At 63.8% G+C, this 22,472-nt stretch carries 15 protein-coding genes; 12 read left to right on the plus strand and 3 right to left on the minus strand.

Annotated features, from left to right (window positions below; translation table 11 throughout):
* The first annotated feature begins 319 nt into the window (after window positions 1-319).
* Entirely contained in the window at window positions 320-1,666 is a 1,347-nt protein-coding gene (locus O3303_RS09700; protein ID WP_269561863.1) for an alpha-amylase family glycosyl hydrolase, read from the plus strand.
* Between the two features lie 111 nt (window positions 1,667-1,777).
* Here the strand turns inward: O3303_RS09700 and O3303_RS09705 are convergent, their stop codons facing one another.
* Window positions 1,778-3,391, minus strand: coding sequence for an N-acyl-D-amino-acid deacylase family protein (locus O3303_RS09705; RefSeq protein ID WP_269561864.1), 1,614 nt, complete (start codon window positions 3,389-3,391; stop codon window positions 1,778-1,780).
* Between the two features lie 199 nt (window positions 3,392-3,590).
* Here O3303_RS09705 and O3303_RS09710 point away from each other — a divergent pair, with 199 nt between their 5' ends.
* From O3303_RS09710 to O3303_RS09745, 8 genes are all read left to right on the plus strand, one after another.
* A complete protein-coding gene (locus O3303_RS09710) occupies window positions 3,591-4,544 on the plus strand; it encodes an aldo/keto reductase (protein ID WP_269561865.1) in 954 nt (317 codons plus the stop codon).
* A 405-nt stretch (window positions 4,545-4,949) separates the two neighbouring features.
* Window positions 4,950-6,215, plus strand: a complete 1,266-nt coding sequence (locus tag O3303_RS09715; protein ID WP_269561866.1) for a sugar MFS transporter — start codon at window positions 4,950-4,952, stop codon at window positions 6,213-6,215.
* Window positions 6,216-6,365: 150 nt separating this feature from the next.
* A complete protein-coding gene (locus O3303_RS09720; protein WP_269561867.1) occupies window positions 6,366-8,339 on the plus strand; it encodes a sialate O-acetylesterase in 1,974 nt (657 codons plus the stop codon).
* Window positions 8,340-8,489: 150 nt separating this feature from the next.
* The gene (locus O3303_RS09725) at window positions 8,490-8,987 is read left to right on the plus strand and encodes a GNAT family N-acetyltransferase (protein WP_269561868.1); all 498 of its coding nucleotides are present in this window, start codon (window positions 8,490-8,492) and stop codon (window positions 8,985-8,987) included.
* Window positions 8,988-9,054: 67 nt separating this feature from the next.
* Window positions 9,055-9,771, plus strand: a complete 717-nt coding sequence (locus O3303_RS09730; protein WP_269561869.1) for a DUF421 domain-containing protein — start codon at window positions 9,055-9,057, stop codon at window positions 9,769-9,771.
* Between the two features lie 211 nt (window positions 9,772-9,982).
* Window positions 9,983-10,372 carry an SMU1112c/YaeR family gloxylase I-like metalloprotein gene (gene gloA2, locus O3303_RS09735; protein WP_269558229.1) on the plus strand — a complete coding sequence of 130 codons (390 nt, stop codon included), beginning with the start codon at window positions 9,983-9,985 and terminating at the stop codon, window positions 10,370-10,372.
* An 86-nt stretch (window positions 10,373-10,458) separates the two neighbouring features.
* Complete coding sequence (serA, locus tag O3303_RS09740) at window positions 10,459-12,360, plus strand: phosphoglycerate dehydrogenase (RefSeq protein ID WP_269558230.1); 1,902 nt, start codon at window positions 10,459-10,461, stop codon at window positions 12,358-12,360.
* 45 nt (window positions 12,361-12,405) lie between these two features.
* Complete coding sequence (locus O3303_RS09745) at window positions 12,406-13,908, plus strand: hypothetical protein (RefSeq protein WP_269558231.1); 1,503 nt, start codon at window positions 12,406-12,408, stop codon at window positions 13,906-13,908.
* 319 nt (window positions 13,909-14,227) lie between these two features.
* Here O3303_RS09745 and O3303_RS09750 read toward each other — a convergent pair whose 3' ends face one another.
* Both O3303_RS09750 and O3303_RS09755 read right to left on the minus strand, forming a co-directional pair.
* Window positions 14,228-16,099: an FG-GAP-like repeat-containing protein gene (locus O3303_RS09750; protein ID WP_269558232.1), complete on the minus strand. Its 1,872-nt coding sequence runs from the start codon at window positions 16,097-16,099 to the stop codon at window positions 14,228-14,230.
* A 228-nt stretch (window positions 16,100-16,327) separates the two neighbouring features.
* Window positions 16,328-17,680: a D-alanyl-D-alanine carboxypeptidase/D-alanyl-D-alanine-endopeptidase gene (locus tag O3303_RS09755; protein WP_269558233.1), complete on the minus strand. Its 1,353-nt coding sequence runs from the start codon at window positions 17,678-17,680 to the stop codon at window positions 16,328-16,330.
* Between the two features lie 151 nt (window positions 17,681-17,831).
* On the opposite strand from O3303_RS09755, the gene pyrG reads away from it, so the two are divergent.
* From pyrG to O3303_RS09770, 3 genes are all read left to right on the plus strand, one after another.
* Window positions 17,832-19,475 (plus strand): CTP synthase, encoded by a 1,644-nt coding sequence (gene pyrG / locus O3303_RS09760; RefSeq protein ID WP_269558234.1) that lies wholly within the window; start codon window positions 17,832-17,834, stop codon window positions 19,473-19,475.
* 331 nt (window positions 19,476-19,806) lie between these two features.
* On the plus strand, window positions 19,807-21,657 hold the full coding sequence (gene yidC / locus O3303_RS09765) for a membrane protein insertase YidC (RefSeq protein WP_269558235.1): 1,851 nt from the start codon (window positions 19,807-19,809) through the stop codon (window positions 21,655-21,657).
* A 137-nt stretch (window positions 21,658-21,794) separates the two neighbouring features.
* Window positions 21,795-22,319, plus strand: coding sequence for a DUF6438 domain-containing protein (locus O3303_RS09770; RefSeq protein WP_269558236.1), 525 nt, complete (start codon window positions 21,795-21,797; stop codon window positions 22,317-22,319).
* The last annotated feature ends 153 nt before the right edge of the window (window positions 22,320-22,472 follow it).

Raw genomic sequence — 22,472 nt, forward strand, 5'->3', positions numbered from 1 at the left:
ACGGGCGGTTGTGCGGCCAGTGCTTTGGCGTAGCCGCGTAGCGGCAGCAGGTTCACCAGCAGAATCTGTCGCCGCTATGCGGATTTTATATTTCCGGGCACTGTTTAAACTACATATCTGCCGCCGCTTTGCGGCTATTCCACAACCAGATTACTTCACCCTACATAGCCCAGGGCTTCAGCCCTGGGGCACCCGCGCCGTCTGCACAACGCGGCAATATTCGGCTGGCTCCCCCTCTCCACGGGAGAGGGGGCCGGGGGGTGAGGCCTCCGCCCGAACGGCTTTTCCGTACACGGCCTTTCCACCACCGCCGTAGCCCGTGCCCGATTCCGCCGTTCATCCCGATGCCCACTTGTTCCAGGTTCGTCACCCGGAATGGGCCGCCAATGCCACCATCTACGAAGTAAACCTGCGCAACTTCACGCCCGAAGGCACTTTTCGGGCCTTTGCCGAGCACCTGCCGCGGCTGGCGGCCATGGGCATCAGCATCGTGTGGCTGATGCCGATTCACCCGATTGGGGCCGTGGAGCGCAAGGGCACGCTGGGCAGCCAGTACGCCGTGCAGGATTATTTCGGGGTGAACCCGGAGTTTGGGACGCTCGATGATCTGCGCTACCTCGTGCAGACGGCCCACGCCCTGGGCTTGCGCGTGCTGCTCGACTGGGTGGCCAACCACACCAGCTGGGACAACCCGCTGGTGCAGCAGCACCCCGACTGGTATCAGCACGACGAGCACGGCCGTCTCGTGCCGCCCGTGCCCGACTGGACCGACGTGGTAGCCTTCGACTACACCCAGCCCGGCCTGCGCCGCTACATGACCGACGCGCTGCTGTATTGGCTGCGCGAGGCCGACATCGACGGCTACCGCTGCGACGTGGCCGGCCTCGTGCCCACCAATTTCTGGGACGAGGCGCGCCTGGAGCTGGACGAGGTGAAGCCCCTGTTCATGCTGGCCGAGTGGGACGAGCTCTACCCCAGCGGCGGCCTCACCTGGGAGCAATTCAACTCCGACACCAAGCTGCTGGAGAAGGCCTTTAACATGACCTTCGGCCTGCGCCTGCACTACCTGCTCGACCACATTGCCGAAGGCAAAGCCCCGCTGGCCGACATCGACGAGTACCTGGCTGCCGAGCGGGCCAAATACCCGCCCTCGGTGTATCTGATGCACTTCACCAGCAACCACGACGTGAACAGCTGGGATGGCACCGAATACGAGCGGTTGGGGCCACTGGCGTTGCCGTTTGCGGTGCTCACGGTGCTGCTGCCCGGCATGCCGCTGCTCTACACCGGCCAGGAAGCCGCCCTCAATCGCCGCCTGCTGTTCTTCGACCGCGACACTATCGACTGGATTGAGCTGCCGCTGGAAAGCTTCTACACGCGTCTGTTGCAGCTCAAGCGCCGCCACCCGGCCCTGCGCAACGGCGACGTGCTCAGCCGCCTGCGCCGCCTGCCCGGCCCTGCCAGCCTCTATGGCTTCCTGCGCGAAAAAGACGGCGCGGCCGTGCTCTGCGTCATCAATATCTCCGAAGAGCCCGCGCCGCTCCAGCTCCCCGCCGAAGCCGCCGGCACCTGGCAGGACGTATTCAGCCAGGTACAGTTGACGCTGGAGGAAGGCGCCACGCTAACCGTGCAAGGCCACGGCTGGCGCGTGCTGGAACGGGTGTAACGCGAAATTCCATTTCGCGACGAGCACAGCGAGTTCCCCGCGTTGGCGCAGGTAGCAATGGTGTCGGATACTCGCTGTGCTCGTCGCGAAATGGAATTTCGCGTTACTGCCCTACTTGCGCAGCACTTGGCCGCTGCGGGCGCCGGTGTGGCGGCCGTCGCGCACGGTCAGGCGGCCGTTTACCAGCACGTATTTCATGCCCACCGAATACTGATGCGGCTGCTCGAAAGTGGAGCGGTCCTGCACGGTGGCGGGGTCGAACACCACGATATCGGCCACGAAACCAGGGCGCAGCAGGCCGCGGTCCGCGAAACCGAAGGTTTGAGCGGGCAGGCTGGTCATGCGCCGGATGGCTTCTTCCAACGTCAGCACGTGCAGCTCGCGCACGTAGTGGCCCAGCACGCGGGCATTGGAGCCGTAGCCGCGCGGGTGCGGCACGCCCTCCTGCCACACCCGGATGCTGGCGTCGGAGGCCACCATGTTCTGCGGGTAGCGCATGATGTTCTGCACGTCGGTTTCGCTCATGCCGTGGAACACCATGCCGGCATCGTACTGCAGCACCAGATCCAGCACGGTGGCGGCCTCGGCGCGGGCCTTGTGCGGGCGACCAAGCCGCTGGTTGATCTGCTCGATGCTGAGGCCGTTGTAGCTGGTATCGGGCGGAAAGCTGGCCACTACGGCGTAGCTGAAGTGCCGGAGCTGACGGCGTTTCAGGCGCTCCAGCAAACTGGCCTCCACGGCGCGACGCACAGCCGGCCGGGCCAGGCGGGCGCGCAGCGAGTCGCGGCCGTCGGCCTGCACGGCGTCGGGCAGCAGGGTGCTGAGGCTGGTGGAGCTGGCCGTGTACGGATACTGGTCGATGGTGACGGCCTGGCCAGCTTGCCGGGCCGTTTCGATGAGGCTGAGCAAGCCGGCGGTGCGGCCCCAGTTCTGCTGCCCGCCCAGCTTGAGGTGCGAAATCTGCACCGGCAGGCTGGCTTCGCGGCCGATGCGCAGGGCTTCTTCGATGGAGAAAGTCACGCTGTCGGTTTCATTGCGCATGTGGGTGGCGTAGAGGCCGCCGGCCCGGCCCGCCACCCGCGCCAGCCGCACCAGCTCCGGCGTGCGCGAATACGTGCCGGGCACGTAAATCAGCCCCGATGACAAGCCCACCGCACCGGCCCGCATAGCGCTGTCTACCAAGGCCTCCATGCGCAGCAGCTCCGCCTCCGACGGCGCCCGCCGCGCCCGGCCCATTACGGCCTTGCGCACCGTGCCGTGTCCAATCAGCGAGGCCACGTTCACGGATAGCCGGGCGCTGTCGAGCGAGTGAAAGTAGCGGCGCAAATCGGGCCGGGAGGAGCCGCAGTTGCCGGTTACGACGGTTGTTACGCCGTCGTAGAGGAAGTTGTCGGCGGTGGGCTGGCGCATTTCGTCGTCTTCGATGTGGGTGTGCACGTCGATGAAGCCGGGGGCCACGGCCAGGCCGCGGGCATCCAGCACGGTATCGGCGGGGTAGCTGGCTGGCAGGCGCCCCACGGCCACGATGCGGCCGTTGCGCACGGCCACATCGGCCTGCGTCCAGGTGTTGCCGGTGCCGTCGTAGAGGCGGCCGTTGCGGATGAGGATGTCCGCTTTGGGCGGCGTTTGGGCCAGCGTGGTGTGGGCAAGCAGCAGGAGCAGGAAGGCGAGGCGCATGCAGCGAATGTAGCCCGAAGCGTTGGCTTCGCGTAGGTGTAACGGCACAACGGGCAAAACGCTACTCCCGCCCGGCTGATGTCAGGTTTCAAAATGACATAACCAGCCTACGAGCGCCGCGCAATTGGCCGGTTATGGGTAGCATTGCCACGAAGCGGCAGAGATGCTTCGGCAAGCTCAGCATGACGTTCTTTTCACCTCATCCCCTCATCACCTCATCACCTCATCACCTCATCACCTAAAAAACATGCAACACCGTGAACTGGGCCGCTCCGGCCTGCAGCTGGCCCCGCTCGTGCTGGGCGGCAACGTGTTTGGCTGGACAGCCGACGAAGCCGCGTCCTTCCGCGTGCTCGACGCCTTTGTAGCCGGCGGCGGCAACGCCATCGACACGGCCAACATGTATTCGGCTTGGGCGCCCGGCCACCAGGGCGGCGAGTCGGAAACCGTTATCGGCAAGTGGCTGCAGCAGCGCGGCCGCCGCGACGACGTGCTCATCTTCACGAAGGTGGGCATGCAGATGGGCGACGGCTCGAAAGGGTTGTCCAAAGACTACATCCGCCGTTCGGTAGAAGCCTCGCTGCAGCGCCTGCAAACCGACTACATCGACCTGTACCAGAGCCACCAGGACGACGAGACGCTGTCCGTCACGGAGCCGCTGGAAGCCTACGCCGAGTTGATCAAGGAAGGCAAAGTGCGCGCCATCGGGGCCAGCAACTTCTCGGCCGGCCGCCTGCGCGAGGCCCTGGAGGCCAGCACCCAACACGGCCTGCCCCGCTACGAAAGCCTGCAGCCCGAATACAACCTCTACGAGCGTGCCAAACTCGAAGATGAGGTGCTGCCGCTGTGCCAGGAGCACGGCCTGGGCGTGATTCCGTACTTCGGGCTGGCTTCGGGCTTCCTCACGGGCAAGTACCGCACCGAGGCCGACCTCTCCAAGAGTATCCGCGGCAGCAGCATCGGCCCCAAATACCTCAACGACCGGGGCCGCGGCATCCTGGCCGCCCTCGACACCGTGGTGGCTCGCCATGCCGGCGCCACCCCCGCCCAGGTAGCGCTGGCCTGGATTATGGCCCGCCCCGGCCTCACGGCGCCCATTGCCAGCGCCACAACCGCCGAGCAGGTGCAGGAGCTGCTAGGCGCCACGGCCTTGCAGCTGGGCGCGGAGGACATGCGCGCCCTGAACGAAGCCAGCGCATAGCAGTAATGAGTAGTTAGAGCAGGTGTGAGCTGAGTGGACGGCAGTAGCGCGAACTTTGTAGTTCGCGTCCCCGCGCCGTTCAAACGATTCCAAGGGCGCGGGGGCGCGAACTACAAAGTTCGCGCTACTGGCATCTGCCAGCCCGACTGCTGATGCAGCAATGCGGGAACAGCAACGCCTGCAATCCTACCCTTCCAATTCCACCAACGGCCCGCTGCCTCCACGAAGGCGGCGGGCCGTTTTGCTGGTGGGGTTTCTGGACAGACGGCTGGCTGCCGCTGGGGAGTGGGCCGGGACCGGCGGGCAGTTTTTTGCAGTGGTAGCGCAGGATTGCCTATTTTTCCCCTCTTATTCTTTCCACTGCTGTTTTCGCACCTATCGGCACCCCCTCTCCCCGGTTTTTCTATGGCTGCTCCTATCACCTCCTCCTTCCCCACCCCCACCGACACGCCACCCGGCCAGCCGACCCCGCGCTATACCTCGGCGCTGGCCTCGCTCACGGTGCTGTTTTTCATGATGGGGTTTATTACCTGTCTGAACGACATCCTGATTCCGTACCTGAAGGCCATCTTCAACCTGTCCTATACCCAGGCTAACTTTATTAACCTGTGCTTTTTCGGGGCCTACTTCGTGATGGGCATTCCGGCGGGTAAGGCCGTGGAGCGCCTGGGCTATAAGGGCGGCATGCTGCTGGGCTTCCTGATTGCGGCGCTGGGCTGCTTCCTGTTTTATCCGGCCGCCGAAAGCCGCTCCTACGGCCTGTTTCTGGGCGCGCTGTTCGTGCTGGCTACGGGGGTGGTGCTGCTGCAGGTAGCCGGCAACCCCTACGTGGCCATCCTGGGCCCGGCCAAGTCGGCCCCGGCCCGCCTCACGCTCACGCAGGCCTTCAACTCGCTGGGCACAACCATTGCGCCGCTGCTGGGCTCGGCCCTGATCCTGTCGAATTTGCCCGACCTCGACACGGCCACATCTGCCGCTGCCATTGATGTTCGCGCCGTGCAGATGCCGTACCTGGCCATCGGCGGCGTCCTGATTCTAATCAGCATCCTGCTGGGCATGCTGAAGCTGCCGGTTATTTCGCACGCCCAGACCGAAGACGTGCCCGGCCGCCGCGCCTGGCACTACCGCCACCTTGTGCTGGGAATGGTGGGCATCTTCGCTTATGTGGGCGGCGAAGTCGCCATCGGCTCGCATATCGTGAGCTACCTGCATCTGCCCGACGTAATGAGTCTGTCCCCCAAATCAGCTGGTGATATGGTGACGTATTACTGGGGCGGCGCCATGGTGGGCCGTTTCCTGGGCGCCTACCTGCTCAACAAGTTCAACCCCGGCCGCCTGTTGGCTTTCAACGCCCTGGGCGCCGTGCTGCTGGTCCTGATTTCGGTGAGCACCACCGGCGACGTAGCCATGTGGAGCCTGCTGGCCGTGGGTCTGATGAACTCCATCATGTTTGCCACCATCTTTACGCTGGCCGTGGCTGGCCTGGGCCGCCACACGCAGGAGGCCTCGGGCCTGCTGAACGTGGCCATTGTGGGTGGCGCCGTGGTGCCGCTGCTGTTCGGTTTGGTAGCCGATGCCAGCACCCTGCGCTGGGCCTTCATCCTGCCGGTGCTGTGCTACGCCTACATTCTGTGGTACGGCATTTCGGGCCACAAAACCAAAGAGGCATAATCCCTTCCGCATTTTTCAGTGTACGCGCTCCGGGTTGGCGGCTTCTCAAGCAGCCGGCCCGGAGCGTTTGCGTATGTGGGTAAGATTGAACTTTCCGGTCGGATACCTCCTGCGTCCGACCCGGCAGGCCTGTCTTATAAGCCATCCATCATGCTTCTACACCGCTTTCTCCCTCTCCTGATTCCCAGCCTGATGCTGGCTTTCCTGACTATGCCAGCCCGGGCCGCCGTGCGCCTGCCGCGGCTGGTGGGCTCGCACATGGTGCTGCAGCGCAACGTGCCGCTGCCGCTCTGGGGCTGGGCCGAGCCGGGCGAAGTGGTGCGCGTGGCGTTCCGGGCAACGCAGGCGCAGGCCACCGCCGGCTCCGACGGCCGCTGGCAGGTGACGCTGCCGGCGCAGGCTGCGGGCGGGCCGTTCGAGCTGACGGTGCAGGCCTCTAACACGCTGCGCCTCACCGACGTGCTGGTGGGCGACGTGTGGCTGGCCTCGGGGCAGTCGAACATGGAGTGGACGCTGCGCAACGCCGCCAACGGCCCCACCGAAACCGCCGCCGCCCGCTTCCCCAACCTGCGGCTGTTTGCGGTGCCCAACCGCCCCGAGCTACGCCCGCAAACCGAGCTGGCCGGCGGCGAGTGGCAGCCCTGCACCCCGGAGTCGGCCGCCGAGTTTTCGGCCGTGGCCTACTACTTCGGGCGCGACCTGCTGCGGCGCTACAACGTGCCGGTAGGCCTGATTGCGGCCGACTGGGGCGGCACGGTGGCTGAAGCCTGGGTCAGCGCCGAAGCGTTGCAGCAGCTGCCCGATTTCCGGGCGTCGGTGGCCGCGCTGCAGCAGCAAAACAGCTCATTTGCCGAGCAGCAGGCCGCCTACCTGACCCGCCTGAGCGCCTGGCAGCAAAGCCCCGCTGGCCAGGACCAGGGTCTGCTGCCCGGCCGCCCGTCCTGGGCCGACCCTACTCTCTCCATCACCGACTGGCCCACCATGCCGCTGCCGGGCTACTGGGAAAGCCGGGTACTGGCCCTGCACGACCTCGACGGCATTGTGTGGCTACGGCGCGACCTGACGCTGCCCGCCACGGCGGCCGGCCAGCCCCTCACGCTCACCCTGGCCAAAGTCGATGATGAGGACAGCACCTTCTTCAACGGCGTGGCCATCGGGGGCACGCGCGGCTATGACCAGCTGCGGCGCTACACGGTGCCGGCCGCGCTGGTGCGCGCCGGCCGCAACGTGCTGGCCGTGCGCGTCACCGACCACGGCGGTGGCGGCGGCCTCTGGGGCCAGCCCACCGATATGTCGGCCGTGGTGGGTGGCCTCACAGTGCCGCTGGCCGGCACCTGGCACTACCGCCTGGGTCAGGATGCTGCCAGCCGGCCCGCCAACCCGCTGGCCGGCGGCCCCAATAATGCGCCCACGGCACTCTTCAACGGCATGATTGCGCCGCTGCTGCCGTTTGCGCTCAAAGGTGTTATCTGGTATCAGGGCGAAAGCAACGCCGACCGCGCCACCCAGTACCGCACGCTGTTTCCGGCCCTGATTCAGGACTGGCGGCAGCGCTGGCAGCAACCGGCCCTGCCGTTTCTGTTTGTGCAGCTGGCCGCCTACCAGCCCGACCCCGCCGAACCGGCCACTTCGGCCTGGGCAGAGTTACGCGAGGCCCAGCGCTACGTCAGCCGCACGATGCCGCGCACCGCAATGGCCGTCGCCCTGGATCTGGGCAACGTCAACGATATTCACCCGCTCAATAAGCTGGACGTCGGGCGCCGCCTGGCCCTGGCCGCCCGACGCCTGGCCTACAGCGAAACCACGCTGGTCGCCTCTGGACCCACTGTGGCGGGCGTCACGCCGGGCCGCGGCAGCCTCACTGTGCGCTTCGGCAACGCCGGTAGCGGTTTGGTGCTGAAGCCAGCGGCGGCTGCCGGAGCCGGCCGCAGCAGTTTCGCCATTGCCGGGCCCGACCGGCGCTTTGTGTGGGCCAAAGCCGAAGTGCAGGGCACTACTATAGTGCTGCGGGCCGCCGGCGTACCCAATCCGGTGGCAGTGCGCTACGCCTGGGGCAACAGCCGGCCGGCCACGCTCTTCAACGCCCAGGGTTTACCGGCTCCGCCATTCCGGGCCGGCGAGTAGGCGCCCAGCCGCCGCCGCGGGCGGGTAGCACCGGGGGAACATTGGCCAGCTGGCTGGTTGTCAGAAGAAATATTGGTGGGCGCCGCGGCTGGCAAACCCGGCGCAACGCCCGTTATTGCCACTGCATTCTGCCTCTTTCCCGCTTCCTGCATGCCCGTTCGCCTCGCTACGCCCGCCGACCTCGACCCGCTTTTTCAGCTGTGGTGCCAGCTCATGGACCAGCACCAGGCCTATCACCCGGTGTTCGGCTACCATCCGGCGGCAGCGTTTCGGCTGAAGCAGGCATTGCGGGAGCGGCTGCGGGAAACTCACACCCGCATCTTTGTGACCGATGCCGGGCCCGACACGGTGGTGGGGCTGCTGCTGGCCACCTACCAGACCGGCAACAGCGGCATGCACTATTTCCGGCGCGGCTACATCGCCGAAACCATTGTGGCAGAAAACTTCCGCGGGCAGGGCATCGGGCGGGCGCTTGTGGCGGCGGCGCGGGCGTGGCTGGTTGCAGAAGGGGCCGACCATCTGGAACTGCAGGTAGCGGTGCAGAACCCGGCGGCGCTGCGTTTCTGGCAGGCCCAGGGCTTTGGCCTGACCACGCAGCACCTGATGCTGCCGCTGCTGCCTGCCTCTTCCGCTGCGCCTAGCGCCTAACTGTAGCGGCCCTACTTGCGTTAGGACGGATGCCGTTCTCCTGCCCTGCTACCGTTACGTTGCCGCCATGCCCCTGTTTGCCGCCGATATCCAGCCGTTCGACTGGAACCGAATTCTGCTTTCCGACGAAGCTCCGCCATTGTTTCTGCTGGAAGTAGTAGTGCGCTGTGTGCTGACGTACCTGATGGTGATTGGCGCCCTGCGCGTGACGGGCCGACGCGGGGTGCGGCAGCTGTCCATCTTCGAGTTGAGCATCATCCTGGCCCTGGGTTCAGCCGCCGGCGACGCCATGCTCTATCACGATACACCTTTGCTGCACGCAGCAGTAGTGTTTGTGGTGATATCGGGCTTGTATCTGCTCTTCAATCGGCTCACCGAAAAATTCCCGAAATTCTCCGACTGGCTGGAAGGCGCGCCGGTGCTGCTCATCGAAAATGGTGAAATCAACTTACTCAACTTCACCAAGCAGAATCTCACCCAGAAGGAGCTGTTCGGGGAGCTGCGGCAGCGGCAGGTAGAGCACCTGGGCCAGATACGTCGCGCCTACATCGAGGCCACCGGCGACGTGAGCGTGTACTTTGTTGAGGATGCCGACGTGCGCCCCGGCCTGCCCATCCTGCCCGAGCGCAAGAACGATAAACGCCACCGCGCCGAGCAGGCCGGCCAGCACGCCTGCGCCTGCTGCGCCCACGTCCAGCCCCTGGCCAAGGGCGAGCTGGCCCGCTGCACCGTCTGCCACCAAGACCAGTGGATTCCGGCCTGCGACGCCAAGCGCATTGCGTAAGCGGCATGTAGGGGCGCAATATCTTGCGTCTCGTCGTTGCTGATGTTGTTACGTTAATCGTTCAGTGGTATCGTTCAACGATGAGACGCAAAATATTGCGTCTCTACACCGTATTGGAAGCTGCCGTTAACTCAAACAGTCTTCCAAACGGCACGGGGGCGCGAACTGCAAGGTTCGCGCCCCCGTGCCGCCGCATAACTTCACTCCTGCCATGCTGCCGCTGCTCCGCATCCACCACATTGCCATTATCAGCGCCGACTACGCCCGCTCCAAACGCTTCTATACCGAGGTGCTGGGGCTGCGCGTCCTGCGGGAAGTGTACCGGGAGGCCCGGCAGTCGTGGAAGCTGGACCTGGCGCTGGGCGAGCAGTACGTCATCGAGCTGTTTTCCTTCCCCGAGCCGCCGCCCCGCCCTACCCGCCCCGAGGCCGCCGGCCTGCGCCACCTGGCCTTTGCCGTGTCGGATATCGAGGCCACCGTGCGCCACCTCACGGCCCACGGCGTACCATCGGAGCCCATCCGGACAGATGAGTTTACGGGCCGCCGCTTCACCTTCACCGAGGACCCCGACGGGCTGCCGCTGGAGTTTTATGAGGCCTGAACCGGGCCGCGGCAAGTTGGGAATCGTAGAACGGCCGGGCCCCGGCGCGTGGCCCATTGACCGCCGCCCCCTACCTTGCCCCCGCTATGCCCGACAACCCCGCACCACTCCCCTACCTCATCATTGATTTCGACAGCACGTTTACCCAGGTGGAAGGCCTGGACGAACTGGCCGACATTGCCCTCACCGGCCAGCCCAACCGCCAGGAAGTAGTGGCCGCCATCCGCGCCCTTACCGACCGGGGCATGAGCGGGGAGCTGAAGTTTTCGGAGTCGCTCAGGCAGCGGCTGGCGCTGCTGCCGGCCCGCCGCGAGCATATCGGGCTGCTGGTGGAGCGGCTGAAGGGCAAGGTGTCGGAGAGCATCCGGCGCAACCGGGGCTTCTTCGAGCAGTTTCCCGGCCGGGTGTACATTGTGAGCAGCGGCTTCCGCGAGTTCATTGAGCCGGTGGTGGCCGAGTTCGGCATCACGCCCGAGTTCGTGCTGGCCAACACCTTCACCTTCGATACCGAGGACCGCATCACGGGCTTCGACGCCACCAACCCGCTCAGCCAGGACGGCGGCAAAATCCGGCAGCTGCAGCTGCTCGATCTGCACGGCCCCGTGTACGCCCTCGGCGACGGTTACACCGACTACCAGATCCGGGAAGCCGGCCTGGCCGACCGCTTCTACGCCTTCACCGAAAACGTGACCCGCGACGCCGTGGTGGCCCGCGCCGATGAAGTGCTGCCCAGTTTCGACGAATTTCTCTACCAGAACAAGCTCCCGATGACCCTTTCGTATCCGAAGAACCGCATCAAAGTTTTGCTCCTCGAAAACCCCGACCCGCGCGCCGCCGAGCTTTTCCGCCAGGAAGGCTACCAGGTGGACACCGTGCCCGGCAGCCTCGATGAGGACGAGCTGGCCGCCCGCATCGAGGGCGTGAGCATCCTGGGCATCCGGAGCAAAACGCAGGTGACGGCCAAGGTGCTGGAGGCCGCCAACCGCCTGATGGCCGTGGGCGCGTTCTGCATCGGCACCAACCAGATTGACCTGGTGGGCTGCATGAAAAAAGGCGTGCCGGTGTTCAACGCGCCGTTCAGCAACACCCGCTCGGTAGTGGAGCTGGCGTTGGGCGAAATCATCATGCTGGCCCGCCGCATCCCCGAGAAAAACCCCAAGATGCACCGCGGCGAGTGGGATAAGTCGGCCGGGGGCTCGTTTGAAATCCGGGGCAAGAAGCTGGGCATCATCGGCTACGGCAACATCGGCAGTCAGCTCTCGGTAGTGGCTGAGGCCATCGGGATGCAGGTGCTCTACTACGACGTGGCCGAGAAGCTGCAGCTGGGCAACGCCGTGAAGTGCCGCACCCTCGACGAGCTGCTGCAGCAGGCCGACATCGTGACGCTGCACGTGGACGGCCGACAGGAAAACACCAACCTCATCGGGGCCCGCGAGCTGGCCCTGATGAAGCCCGGCGCGCTGCTGCTCAACAACGCCCGCGGCCACGTGGTGGACGTGCCGGCGCTGGCCGCCGTGCTCCGCTCGGGCCACCTGGGCGGGGCCGCCGTGGATGTGTTCCCCTATGAGCCCAAAACCAACCAGGAGAGCTTCGAAAGCGAGCTGCGCGACCTACCCAACGTGCTGCTCACGCCCCACATCGGGGGCAGCACGGCCGAGGCCCAGCGCAACATCGCCGAGTTTGTGCCCGAGCGGATTATGCAGTACGTGAACACCGGCAACACCCAACAGAGCGTCAATTTCCCCAACATTCAGCTGCCCGAGCAGCAGGCCCACCGCCTCATCCACATTCACCACAACGTGCCCGGCGTGCTGGCCCGCATCAATAATGTGCTGGCCGCGCACCACGTCAACATCCTGGGCCAGTACCTGAAAACCAACGAGCACATCGGCTACGTCATTACCGACATCGACAAGCAGTACGCCCCCGAGGTCATCCAGGCCCTGCGCGACGTGGAGCACACCATCAAGTTCCGGGTGCTGTATTAGGTCCGAACCGGGCGCACTGCTCGCTTTCATAGTTTTCTGCCTGCCATGTCGCAACTGCGCAAGACCTCCAGCCTCCCACCGCTTCCTCCTCTGCTGGAGCGAACCGACTGGCGCTGGATGGCAGGCGTGGCGGTGGTGTATCTGCTGTATCTGCCGTTCTCGGGCTACTCGCAGCAATACTTTGATGCCCAAAACTATTGGGAGTTGCCCTCGCGCTTTATCACGCCGGAGCGCCATTTCTCGCTGTTGCACTACAGCTCCCTGACGCGCGGCTACGCCTGGCCGCTGGTGCTAACGCCCTGGCGTGCGGCCTGGAAGCTGCTCGGCGGCAGCCCAATGCTGTATATTCAGGTGCTGGGCAGCCTAGTGGCGGCGCTCTGCTACGGCTGGCTGGGGCCGCGCCTCTGGCAGGTTCTGCATGGCGCCGGGCAGCTGCCGGGCCCGGTGGCACGGCTGGCCTTCGTGCTCACGGGCTTCGTATTCTGGCGCGACTATTTCAACTTTGCGCTCACCGATTTTCCGGCGCTCATCCTGTTGCTGGCCGCTTTGCTGCTGGTGGCGCGAGGCCTGCTCCAGGGCTCGATGCCCTCACGGCCAGCCGTAGGATGGTGGCTGCTAGCCGGCAGCCTGCTGGGACTGGCCTGCAATTTCCGGGGCATTTATACCCTCAGCCTATACCCTGTGCTGCTGGCCACGGCCTGGCCCACGGTGCCGGGTGCCGCGGGTGTGCGTGGCAGCGGCCTGCGGGTGGCGGCACTGCTGCTGGGCGGGGCGCTGGTGCTGGCACCACAGTACCTAATGACCCGGCAGCACGCGCCACCGGGCAGTGCCTGGCACCTCAGCGGCGTACTCAACCAGAACGATTTAGTGAAACGTCACCTGGGCCAGGGCATCAGCAACTTCCGGTACGAAGCGAATATCGGCACCGATTACCCCGAGGCGCGCGTCTGGCTCCGCGACCCTATCGGGCAGGCGCTGGCACGTCGGCACTCCATTTCGCCTGCTGGTATTGCTCCCGTTGCGTACCTGAAGCTGGCCCTGCGCTACCCTCTGGAATTCGGCGCGCTGCTCACCCAGCGCCTGTTCAGCGGGCTCGATTTGCAGCAGCCCAGTCCTTTTTTGCGGCAGCTGTACCGTGCTACGTGGCTGCTGGCCGGCACCAACTACACCCTGCTCGGCCTAGGGCTTCTGGTGCTGGGGCGGCAGCTCTGGCGAGCACGCCGCCTACCGGGGCGGCGGCTGTTACTGGCCACCTCGCTGCTGCTGCCGGCGCTTGGGGCGCTGCCAATGGCCCTGGAGAGTCGTTTTCTGCTGCCGCTGCATATCGGGCTGTGTATGGCGGCCACACTGGGCTTCCCGGCGGACTGGCACCCGGCCCGGCTACGGCATACCCTGCGCCCGCTGCAGCGCATGGTGCTGCTGGCACTATACGTGGGCTGGCTGGCGTTGAACTTCGCTTTCTCCTCCTACACCCACATTCACTTGGAATACGGAGGGCGGCTGCTAGGCGGCTCCGGTCCTGAACCAGTAACGGAGCAGCGGCCGTAGACCTGTTGCTACCTGGCGACTGCAAGCCTGGGCAGACAAGTGGTGCATCAGCTCGGCCGCACCACTTGTCTGCAGCATCCCTGGTAGTAAAGAGCCCCCAGGCTGCTCCTGCGAAACCAGAGCCTGAGCGCCATGCGGCACCAGATAGAATAACGTCTGTCTTGGTGCCGCATGGCCAATCGGCTGCTTTGGCAGGAACATTTACAGAGTAGCAAGATGTACGTTCTCAACTTATTCTTCCTGCGCCCGGAATACGCCAAACGGCCGCCCCGAAATAAGTTCGGGGCGGCCGTTTTGGTTATATCCTGAGTGAAGCTGACTAGCGGCGTACTACGCGCTGAACGCTGCTGCTGGTAGCCGTAGTGAGACGCAGCAGATACAGGCCGCTTTTCAGCTCCGGCAGGGCCGGCAGCAGCTGCGGGTTGGCCGACAGCGGCAGTTTGGCCGAGTACACCGTGGCCCCGGCCAGCGTGGTCAGCGCTACCTGCGTGGGCTGCGGCTCGGTGCCGGTGGGCAAGGACACGAACAGCTCCTGGCTGAACGGATTAGGCGAGACCGTACCAGCGGCCAGCGCGCTACCCGAGCGGCTTACCACCACTACCGGCGAAACGTTTACGCTGCCATCCAGATCCTGCTGCTGCAGGCGGTAGTAGCCTACAGACATGGTCCGCGCCTCGGCAGAGGCGTCTGCGTACTGATAATTTTGGGTGGCCGTGCTGTTGCCGGCGGCCCGCACCTGCGCCACTTCCCGGAAATTTTTGCCGTCAGCAGAGCGCTCCAGCACGAATTTGTCGCTATTCAACTCCTGCGCCGTGCTCCAGCGCAATACGGATCCATCGGAAGTAGCCTGGCCGCTGAAAGCTTTCAGCACTACGGGCAGCGGAGTAGGCGTACTGTTGTTAGTCTGCTCGTAGCGCAGCACGTTAGTCCCAGCCGTGTTGGTGGAGCCAGACACGTTAGTAGCTACTGCATTGTTACCCAGCATCATGTCCAGCAGGCCGTCGCCGTCGATGTCAGCTATTACGGGAGCGGCGTACTGCGTAGCACCCAGGACAATGGCGGAGAAGCTGTTGGTAGTGGGCCGCACGAACGTAACGGCTCCCACCGCCGACTGGGTATACTGGATGAGGTTGCCCGCAGCATTGCCTACCAGCAGGTCCAGCAGGCCGTCGCCGTCCACGTCCAGGACCTGCGCCTTCGATACGTCGCCTCCGTCCAGGGTGATAGGAGTGGCAGCCGTAACGTCCTGCAGGTAGCCCAAATCAGCAAATCCGGCAGTTGTAGTTGTGTTGGCCGCATTCTGCTCGTAGCGCCGGATACGGCCGTCATTGCCACCTACCAGCACGTCCAGCAACCCGTTGCCATTGAGGTCGACTACGGTTGGGCGGCAATATAAGCGGCTGGTAGCGGCAGTGCCCTCCGGGTTGGCGAACAGTAGCACCGCCGCATCGAAGTTATTGGGATTGGCAAGTGAGTTCTGCTCATACCGGAAGACCCGGCCATCATTTTCGCCTATCAGCAGATCCAGCAGCCCGTCGCCGTCGAGGTCAGTGATGTAGGGCTTGGCGAAATTGGTGACCGTAATAGCCGGGTTGCCAGGCGCAGCTGGCGTACCCGCCGTCGCGGCGGCCCCTACCGTAAGCGCACGTGGGGAAAGAGCGGCAGTACTTGTGAAATTTCCATCCGTGCTGCTAGCCTGTTCGTAGCGCTGCAAAGTACCCCGGTTACCGCTGCCAGCCGTGCTGCCAAACCCCACAATCATATCCAGCAGGCCATCATCGTCAAGGTCGGCCAGGCAGGGCGTGGAATAGTCGCCGGCAGTACCGGCCCCCGTAACCGCAGCGGCGGCAGCCGGAAAGCTGAAGGAAGTGGACAGCCGGGTTACCCGGAATCCTTTGCTCGTAATGGCCGTGCCGCTTGAAGTTGTCACGCGGACAATGCCGCTGCTGGCCAGCCGGGGCACCGTCACGGTTAGGGCCCCGCTGACTGCGTTGTAGGTGAAGGGCATCGTCTCGCCGTTGATGGTCACAGCGGATGTGGTAGCTAAGCCAGTTCCTGAAATAGTGAAGGTTTCACCAATCCGGGCAAACGTAGGCGAGAAGCCGGTGATGCTCTGGGCCGCAACTCCCAACGGCAAAGCCAATACTGTAGCGGCAAGAATCCCAATACGAGACAAGTAAGCGTGTTTCATATTTTTAAGACAACGAAGAAGAGCGAAGGAAAAACAGCACGGCAGTATCCTGACCGGCATTTATTGTACTGTACAAAGCTACTTAGCCTTTTCCCTATTTGAAACTTCCGTCCGACGAATAGCCACAAATCCTCTACCAAAAGCACCTTATTTCAGACGAGGGCTTGCTCTCTGCAAACGGCTTGCAGTGTGTACAGCAGCCGGAGTCGTACAACCACCATCCAGCCCCTACAGCCGTTCCCGCACCTGCCCCAGAATCCGCTCCATTTCGGCGCGCACGGGTGCGTCGTCACCGGGCATATTGTTATTCAGGAAGCTAAAGGCTATCAGCCGGCCTGATTTCGTGCGCAGGTAGCCCACCAGGTTGTGGTTATTGGTGAGCGTACCGGTTTTGCCCCACAGCCACGCACGGCCCGCCACCGGCCGGTAGCGGCGGCGCAGCGTGCCCTGGCCGCCACCGGCCGCCAGCAAACTCAACAGGCGCGCTTCGGGCACTTCCTGATGCAGCTTGAGCAGCAGGCCGGTCATGGTGCGGGGCGTGATGAGGTTGAGGCGCGAGAGGCCGGAGCCGTCCACCCAGCGGGGCACGTCGGGCAGATCGGCCAGAAACAGCTTCTGCATCACCCGAATCGGGCGGCGCGTGCTCAGCGAATCAGGGCCGAGGCGGCTGGAGCACAGCAGCAGCAGCTGCTCGGCCAGAAAATTGTCGCTCACCCGCAGCAGGCGGCGGTACAGCGAGTCGACGGGCAGGCCGTACACTACGCGCACACTGTCCTGGGGCAGCACCCGGAATGTCACTACCCCGACAGGCCGCCGCAGCGTGTCCTGCAGCAGTTGCAGCAGCAGGGCCGGGCTGGTCCGGAAGGGCGTTTCGTCCACCCAGTTTTTCGTGGCCGGGAATACAGCGAACTGGTTTTCCAGCTCCGTACGGCGCACATGGTCGTCGTCGGGATTGGGCGTGCCCGTTGGGGCCGCTTGGGTGAGCGGGCCGAAAAAGCGCGGGTAGATGCGGGGCATAGTGCGGCCGGCGGTGCCGTAGAAGCGCACCGTGTGGCCGTACACCGGAAACGCACCCCGCTCGGGCTGATAGTAGTAGTTATAATCGTCCCAGGTCCAGCCGGGGCCGTAGGGCGCCACGCTGGGAATGGCGGCGTAGAACAGCTTTTCGGGGCGGCTTTGCAGAAACGAGAGGACGCGGCGACTGGGCACGTCGCCGTGCAGCAGCGTCGGGTCGCCGGTGCCCCAGAAGATGAGGCTGTCACCGCGCACTACGTAGCGTAGGCCGGGCACCGAGTCTGACAGCAGGTGCAGGCCAGCGTACACACTGAACAGCTTCATGACGCTGGCCGGCGTGAAGTATTTATCGGCGTTCAGCTCGTAGAGCTTCTCGCCGGTGGCAGCATCGGCCAAACTCACGCCCACATGGTGCTGGCGCAATACCGGCGAAGTGGTTACGAGTGTTTCCAGCCACGCTGGGTTGGGGGCGCGGCGCGCGACGGGCAGTGCGGCAGAAAGCTGCGCCAAGGCACTCAACGGCAACAGCAGCAACCCGGCCCAAAGGCGAAATACGGATACGGACATAGAACCGCAAGATGCGCACGGAAACCCGCAGAACGACTGCGGGGGCGCGGCTTTTTTCCGGCACCGGGCCGCCCGCGCAATCCCCCGCCGACACTACGGCCAAAACTTTCCGCCGCTCACCCGGCCGAATCTCCTACCTTTGACTCCCGTTATGCCAGACCGAACCCCTACCCCCACGGCTGCAACGGCCAAGTACATTTTCGTCACCGGTGGAGTGACTTCCTCGCTGGGCAAAGGCATCATCTCGGCCTCCCTGGCCAAGCTGCTGCAGGCCCGCGGCTTCCGGGTCACCATCCAGAAGTTCGACCCCTACATCAACATCGACCCCGGCACGCTCAACCCCTACGAGCACGGCGAATGTTACGTCACCGACGACGGGGCCGAAACCGACCTCGACCTGGGCCACTACGAGCGGTTCCTGAACGTGCCCACCTCGCAGGCCAACAACGTCACCACCGGCCGCATCTACGACCACGTCATCACCAAGGAGCGCGAAGGTGCTTACCTCGGCAAAACCGTGCAGGTCGTGCCCCACATCACCGACGAAATCAAGCGGCGCATGCTGCTGCTGGGCCAGACCGGGCAGTTCGACGTGGTGATTACCGAAATCGGGGGCTCGATTGGCGACATTGAGAGCCTGCCCTTCGTGGAATCGGTGCGGCAGCTGCGCTGGGATTTGCCCGAAAACAGCTCCCTCGTGATTCACCTCACGCTGCTGCCCTACCTAAAGGCGGCCGGCGAGCTGAAAACCAAGCCTACCCAGCACTCGGTGCGTGACTTGCGCAGCGCCGGTCTGCAGCCCGACATCCTGGTGTGCCGCTCCGAATACCCGATTCCGGCCGAAATGCGCCGCAAAATCGCGCTGTTCTGCAACGTCAACATCAACTCCGTTATCGAGAGCCTCGACGCCGACAGCATCTACTCGGTGCCGCTGCTGATGCTGAAGGAGCACCTCGACGAGCGGGTTATCAAGAAGCTGAAGCTGCAGGGCGGCGCGGCCCAGCCCGACCTGGACGTGTGGAAGGAGTTCCTGGGCCGGCTGAAAAACCCTACCGAAGAAGTGTCGATTGCGCTGGTAGGCAAGTATGTGGAGCTGCCCGACGCCTACAAATCCATCATTGAGGCCTTCGTGCACGCCGGCGCCCAGAACGAGTGCAAAGTCACCGTGCGCAGCATCCAGTCGGACCACCTAAACGCCGAGAATGTGGCCCAGCAGCTGCATGGCGTGGATGGCGTGCTGGTAGCGCCAGGCTTCGGCGAGCGGGGCTTCGAGGGCAAGATTGCGGCCGTACAGTACGTGCGCGAAAACAACATCCCGTTCTTCGGCATCTGCCTGGGTATGCAGGTGGCGGTAGTCGAGTTCGGCCGCAACGTGCTGGGCTTGCCCGAGGCTTCGTCGACGGAGATGAACCCGCAAACGCCGCACCCGGTCATTGCCATGATGGAGGAGCAGAAAAACATCACCCTGAAAGGCGGCACCATGCGCCTGGGCGCCTACGACTGCGAACTGCGCCGCAACTCGAAAGCGGCCAAAGCCTACGGCCGCAACCACATCAGCGAGCGGCACCGCCACCGCTACGAGTTCAACAACGAATACCTGAAGCAGTACGAAGCCGCCGGCATGATTCCGTCGGGCCTCAACCCCGACACCGGCCTGGTGGAAGTGGTGGAGCTGGCCAACCATCCGTGGTTTGTGGCCGGGCAGTTTCACCCCGAGCTGAAAAGCACCGTCCAGAACCCGCATCCGCTGTTTGTGCGCTTCGTGAAGGCGGCCATTCAGTACCGGAAGGGATAAGCCGGGGCGACGTAAGCTAAACGAACGTCATTCCGAGTGGAGGCGAAGCCGTAACCGAGGAATCTCGCTAGTGTGGTAAATACGAGCACCATCACATCAGCACGCGAGATTCCTCGACTTCGGCTCCGCCTCCGCTCGGAATGACGTTCTATTTTCAGTTAATCTGCCTGCCAAAAATGCCGACCGGCAAATATTAACCTGACAAGTCCGACCTTTGCGGCAGCGTTGCCGGATTTTTGCGGGCGGCGCCCTTTCACGCATTCCTCTTTTTGCCCTCATTTTTACCTGAATGGACAGAAATTCAGCAACCGGCCTGTTTTTGATAGCGGCCTTGCTCCTGGTCTACCTGTATTTCTTCCGGCCCGAAACCCCGAAGGAAGTACCCGCTGACAAGCCTACCACTGCCGCCGCTGCCCGGCCCGGCACCCCTGCCGCCGCCGCCGTAGCCGCCCCGCTGGATTCGGCCGCTGCAGCCCGCACACTGGGCGCTTTCGCCGGCGCGGCCATGGGCACGGCCCAGCAGACCCAGTTGCAGAACGGCAACCTCACCGTGACCTTCTCCTCGAAAGGTGGCCGCGTGGAGGCCGTGCGCCTCAACAAGTACAAAACGTTCTTTGGCAAGCCGCTGGATTTGCTCGACGCCCAGAGCGCCCAGATTGACACCAAGTTTCGCACCACCACGGGCCAGACCGTGCGGCTCTCCGACCTGTACTTCCAGCCGACTGCCGCCCAGCCCTTCGCTGAGGGCGACAAAAAAGGCCAGCGCCTGAGCTTCGTGGCCAGCGCGGCCGGCGGCCAGATTGAGCAGGTATATACGCTGTTCGACAACTCCTATGAAATGGCCTACGATCTGCGGTTTACGGGCCTGCAGCAGACCATGTCGCAGGAGCCGCTCACGTACACGTTTGTGGACCGCGTGCGCCAGACCGAGCAGGATATCAAGCAGAACCGCAACCACACCACCATCAACCACTACCTCGTGGGCGATGAGCACGGCACCCTGACCGAAGCCTCGGAAAAGCCCGAGGAATTGGACATTGCGGAGCCGCTGAAGTGGGCCGCCCACAAGCACGACTTCTTCGTGGCCGGCATCATTGCCAACTCCACCTTCTCGAACGGCAAGTTCAACTCCACGGTAGACCTGGCCGATACCACGTTCATCAAGACGCTGAGCACCACGCTCAGCATCCCGGCTGCCGACGCGCAGCAGGGCAAAGCCAGCTTCCGCTACTACTTCGGGCCCAACTCGCTGCCCATCCTGCAGGATGTGACGCCGGGCTTCGACCGGAACGTGTTCCTGGGCTGGGGCTTGTTCCGCTGGATAAACCAGTTCGTGGTGCTGCCCGTGTTCCACATCTTGGAGAAATTCATCAGTTCCTACGGCATCATCATTGCGCTGCTCGTGGTCCTGATTAAGCTTGTGACTTGGCCGCTGACTTACAAAACGTATGAGTCGCAGGCCAAGATGAAGGTGCTGAAGCCGGAAATCGACGCCATCAAGGAGAAGTTCGGCGACGACCAGATGAAGGTGCAGCAGGAAACCATGAAGCTGAATTCCAGCTTCGGGGTGAACCCGCTCAGCGGCTGCATACCTACGCTGCTTACGATGCCGATTCTGTTTGCCATGTTCCAGTTCTTCCCTAACGCCATCGAGCTGCGGCAGGAGCATTTCCTGTGGGCCAAAGACTTGAGCACCTACGACGACCTGATCAAACTGCCGTTTGAGGTGCCGTTCCTGGGTCACCACATCAGCCTGTTCACGGTGCTGATGACGCTTTCCACGCTGCTCATGACGTGGCAGAGCAACCAGATGAACCCGGCCGCCATGCAGGGCCCGATGAAGTTCTACAGCTACCTGATGCCGGTGGTGTTCATGTTCGTGCTGAATAGCTTCGCCTCGGGCCTGACCTGGTACTACCTGGTATCCAACCTTGCTACACTGGGCCAGCAGGCCCTCACGCGCCGCTTCGTGGATGACACCAAGATCCGGGCGCAGCTGGAAGCCAACAAGGTAAAAAACAAGGACAAGAAGCCCTCCGGTTTCGGTGCCCGCCTCCAGGACGCCATGCGCGCCGCCCAGGAGCGCGACGCCTCCACCGCCCGCCCCGGCACCACCGATTCCGACGCCGGCACCTCGGCCACGGTAGAACCCAAGCCCAAAAAGCCAACCCGCCGCTCGTAGTCGTTTCGTCTACCGGCAGCCAAAAAGGCCTTTCACGTCGTGTGGAAGGCCTTTTTGTTTGTTCAGAGTTATTAATCGGCGAATTGGTGCGCTTTTTGGAACTTGCCCCAGCAACTCCTCCCCTTTTCTCTACCACCATGCGCCATTTGCTTACGCTCCTGTTAGCCGCTTCGCTTTGCGGCTGTGCTGCCCAGGCCCAGCAAGCTCCCAAGCCTGCCAAAAAGGCCACGGCCGCCAAAAAACCTAAAAAGCAGAAGCTCAAAGCTTCCGCGCCGGTGGAAGCGGCGCCGGCCATCATATTCAGCCGTACGCCCTGTCTGGGCAGCTGCCCGCACTACACCGCCGCCATCTACCCCGACGGCCGCGTGCAGTACGAAGGGTTCCAGCATGCCCCGCTAGAAGGCAAGCGCGAGTTCAAAATCTCGGTTTCCACGGTGAACACCATTCTGTTTCAGGCCCGGGAAATGAACTTCGCCAAGCTGCCCGCAACCTACTCCGACGGGGCCACCGACCTGCCCGCCACCAGCCTCAGCATCCGGCAGGCCGAAGGCCCCGCCACCGCCGTATCCGTCGAGTCGGGCGCCCCCGCCGAGCTGACCAACCTGCTACGCTACGTGGAAAAGCAAATTACCGACGGCCTGGGCGTCACCGCCGACCAGTAGAATAGGACTGTCATTGCGAGGACGAAGTACGAAGCAATCCTTCCTCTCGTGGCAGACACTTTCCTTACAGCAAAGCCCTCCGGCATCAGGTTACGACCTGGCGCCGGAGGGCTTCTCACTTAGGGTTGTTTTCAGCAAATGAGAGGAAGGATT

The organism is Hymenobacter canadensis (genome assembly GCF_027359925.1).
GTDB lineage: Bacteria > Bacteroidota > Bacteroidia > Cytophagales > Hymenobacteraceae > Hymenobacter > Hymenobacter canadensis.

Excerpts from the sequence above, each read along its gene's own strand:
- gloA2 (WP_269558229.1), top strand. The coding sequence starts at position 9,983 with ATGCTGCCGCTGCTCCGCATCCACCACATTGCCATTATCAGCGCCGAC.
- O3303_RS09715 (WP_269561866.1), top strand. The coding sequence starts at position 4,950 with ATGGCTGCTCCTATCACCTCCTCCTTCCCCACCCCCACCGACACGCCA.
- O3303_RS09755 (WP_269558233.1), bottom strand. The coding sequence starts at position 17,680 with ATGTCCGTATCCGTATTTCGCCTTTGGGCCGGGTTGCTGCTGTTGCCG.
- O3303_RS09745 (WP_269558231.1), top strand. The coding sequence starts at position 12,406 with ATGTCGCAACTGCGCAAGACCTCCAGCCTCCCACCGCTTCCTCCTCTG.
- O3303_RS09750 (WP_269558232.1), bottom strand. The coding sequence starts at position 16,099 with ATGAAACACGCTTACTTGTCTCGTATTGGGATTCTTGCCGCTACAGTA.
- serA (WP_269558230.1), top strand. The coding sequence starts at position 10,459 with ATGCCCGACAACCCCGCACCACTCCCCTACCTCATCATTGATTTCGAC.
- pyrG (WP_269558234.1), top strand. The coding sequence starts at position 17,832 with ATGCCAGACCGAACCCCTACCCCCACGGCTGCAACGGCCAAGTACATT.
- O3303_RS09730 (WP_269561869.1), top strand. The coding sequence starts at position 9,055 with ATGCCCCTGTTTGCCGCCGATATCCAGCCGTTCGACTGGAACCGAATT.
- O3303_RS09710 (WP_269561865.1), top strand. The coding sequence starts at position 3,591 with ATGCAACACCGTGAACTGGGCCGCTCCGGCCTGCAGCTGGCCCCGCTC.
- O3303_RS09725 (WP_269561868.1), top strand. The coding sequence starts at position 8,490 with ATGCCCGTTCGCCTCGCTACGCCCGCCGACCTCGACCCGCTTTTTCAG.
- O3303_RS09720 (WP_269561867.1), top strand. The coding sequence starts at position 6,366 with ATGCTTCTACACCGCTTTCTCCCTCTCCTGATTCCCAGCCTGATGCTG.
- O3303_RS09770 (WP_269558236.1), top strand. The coding sequence starts at position 21,795 with ATGCGCCATTTGCTTACGCTCCTGTTAGCCGCTTCGCTTTGCGGCTGT.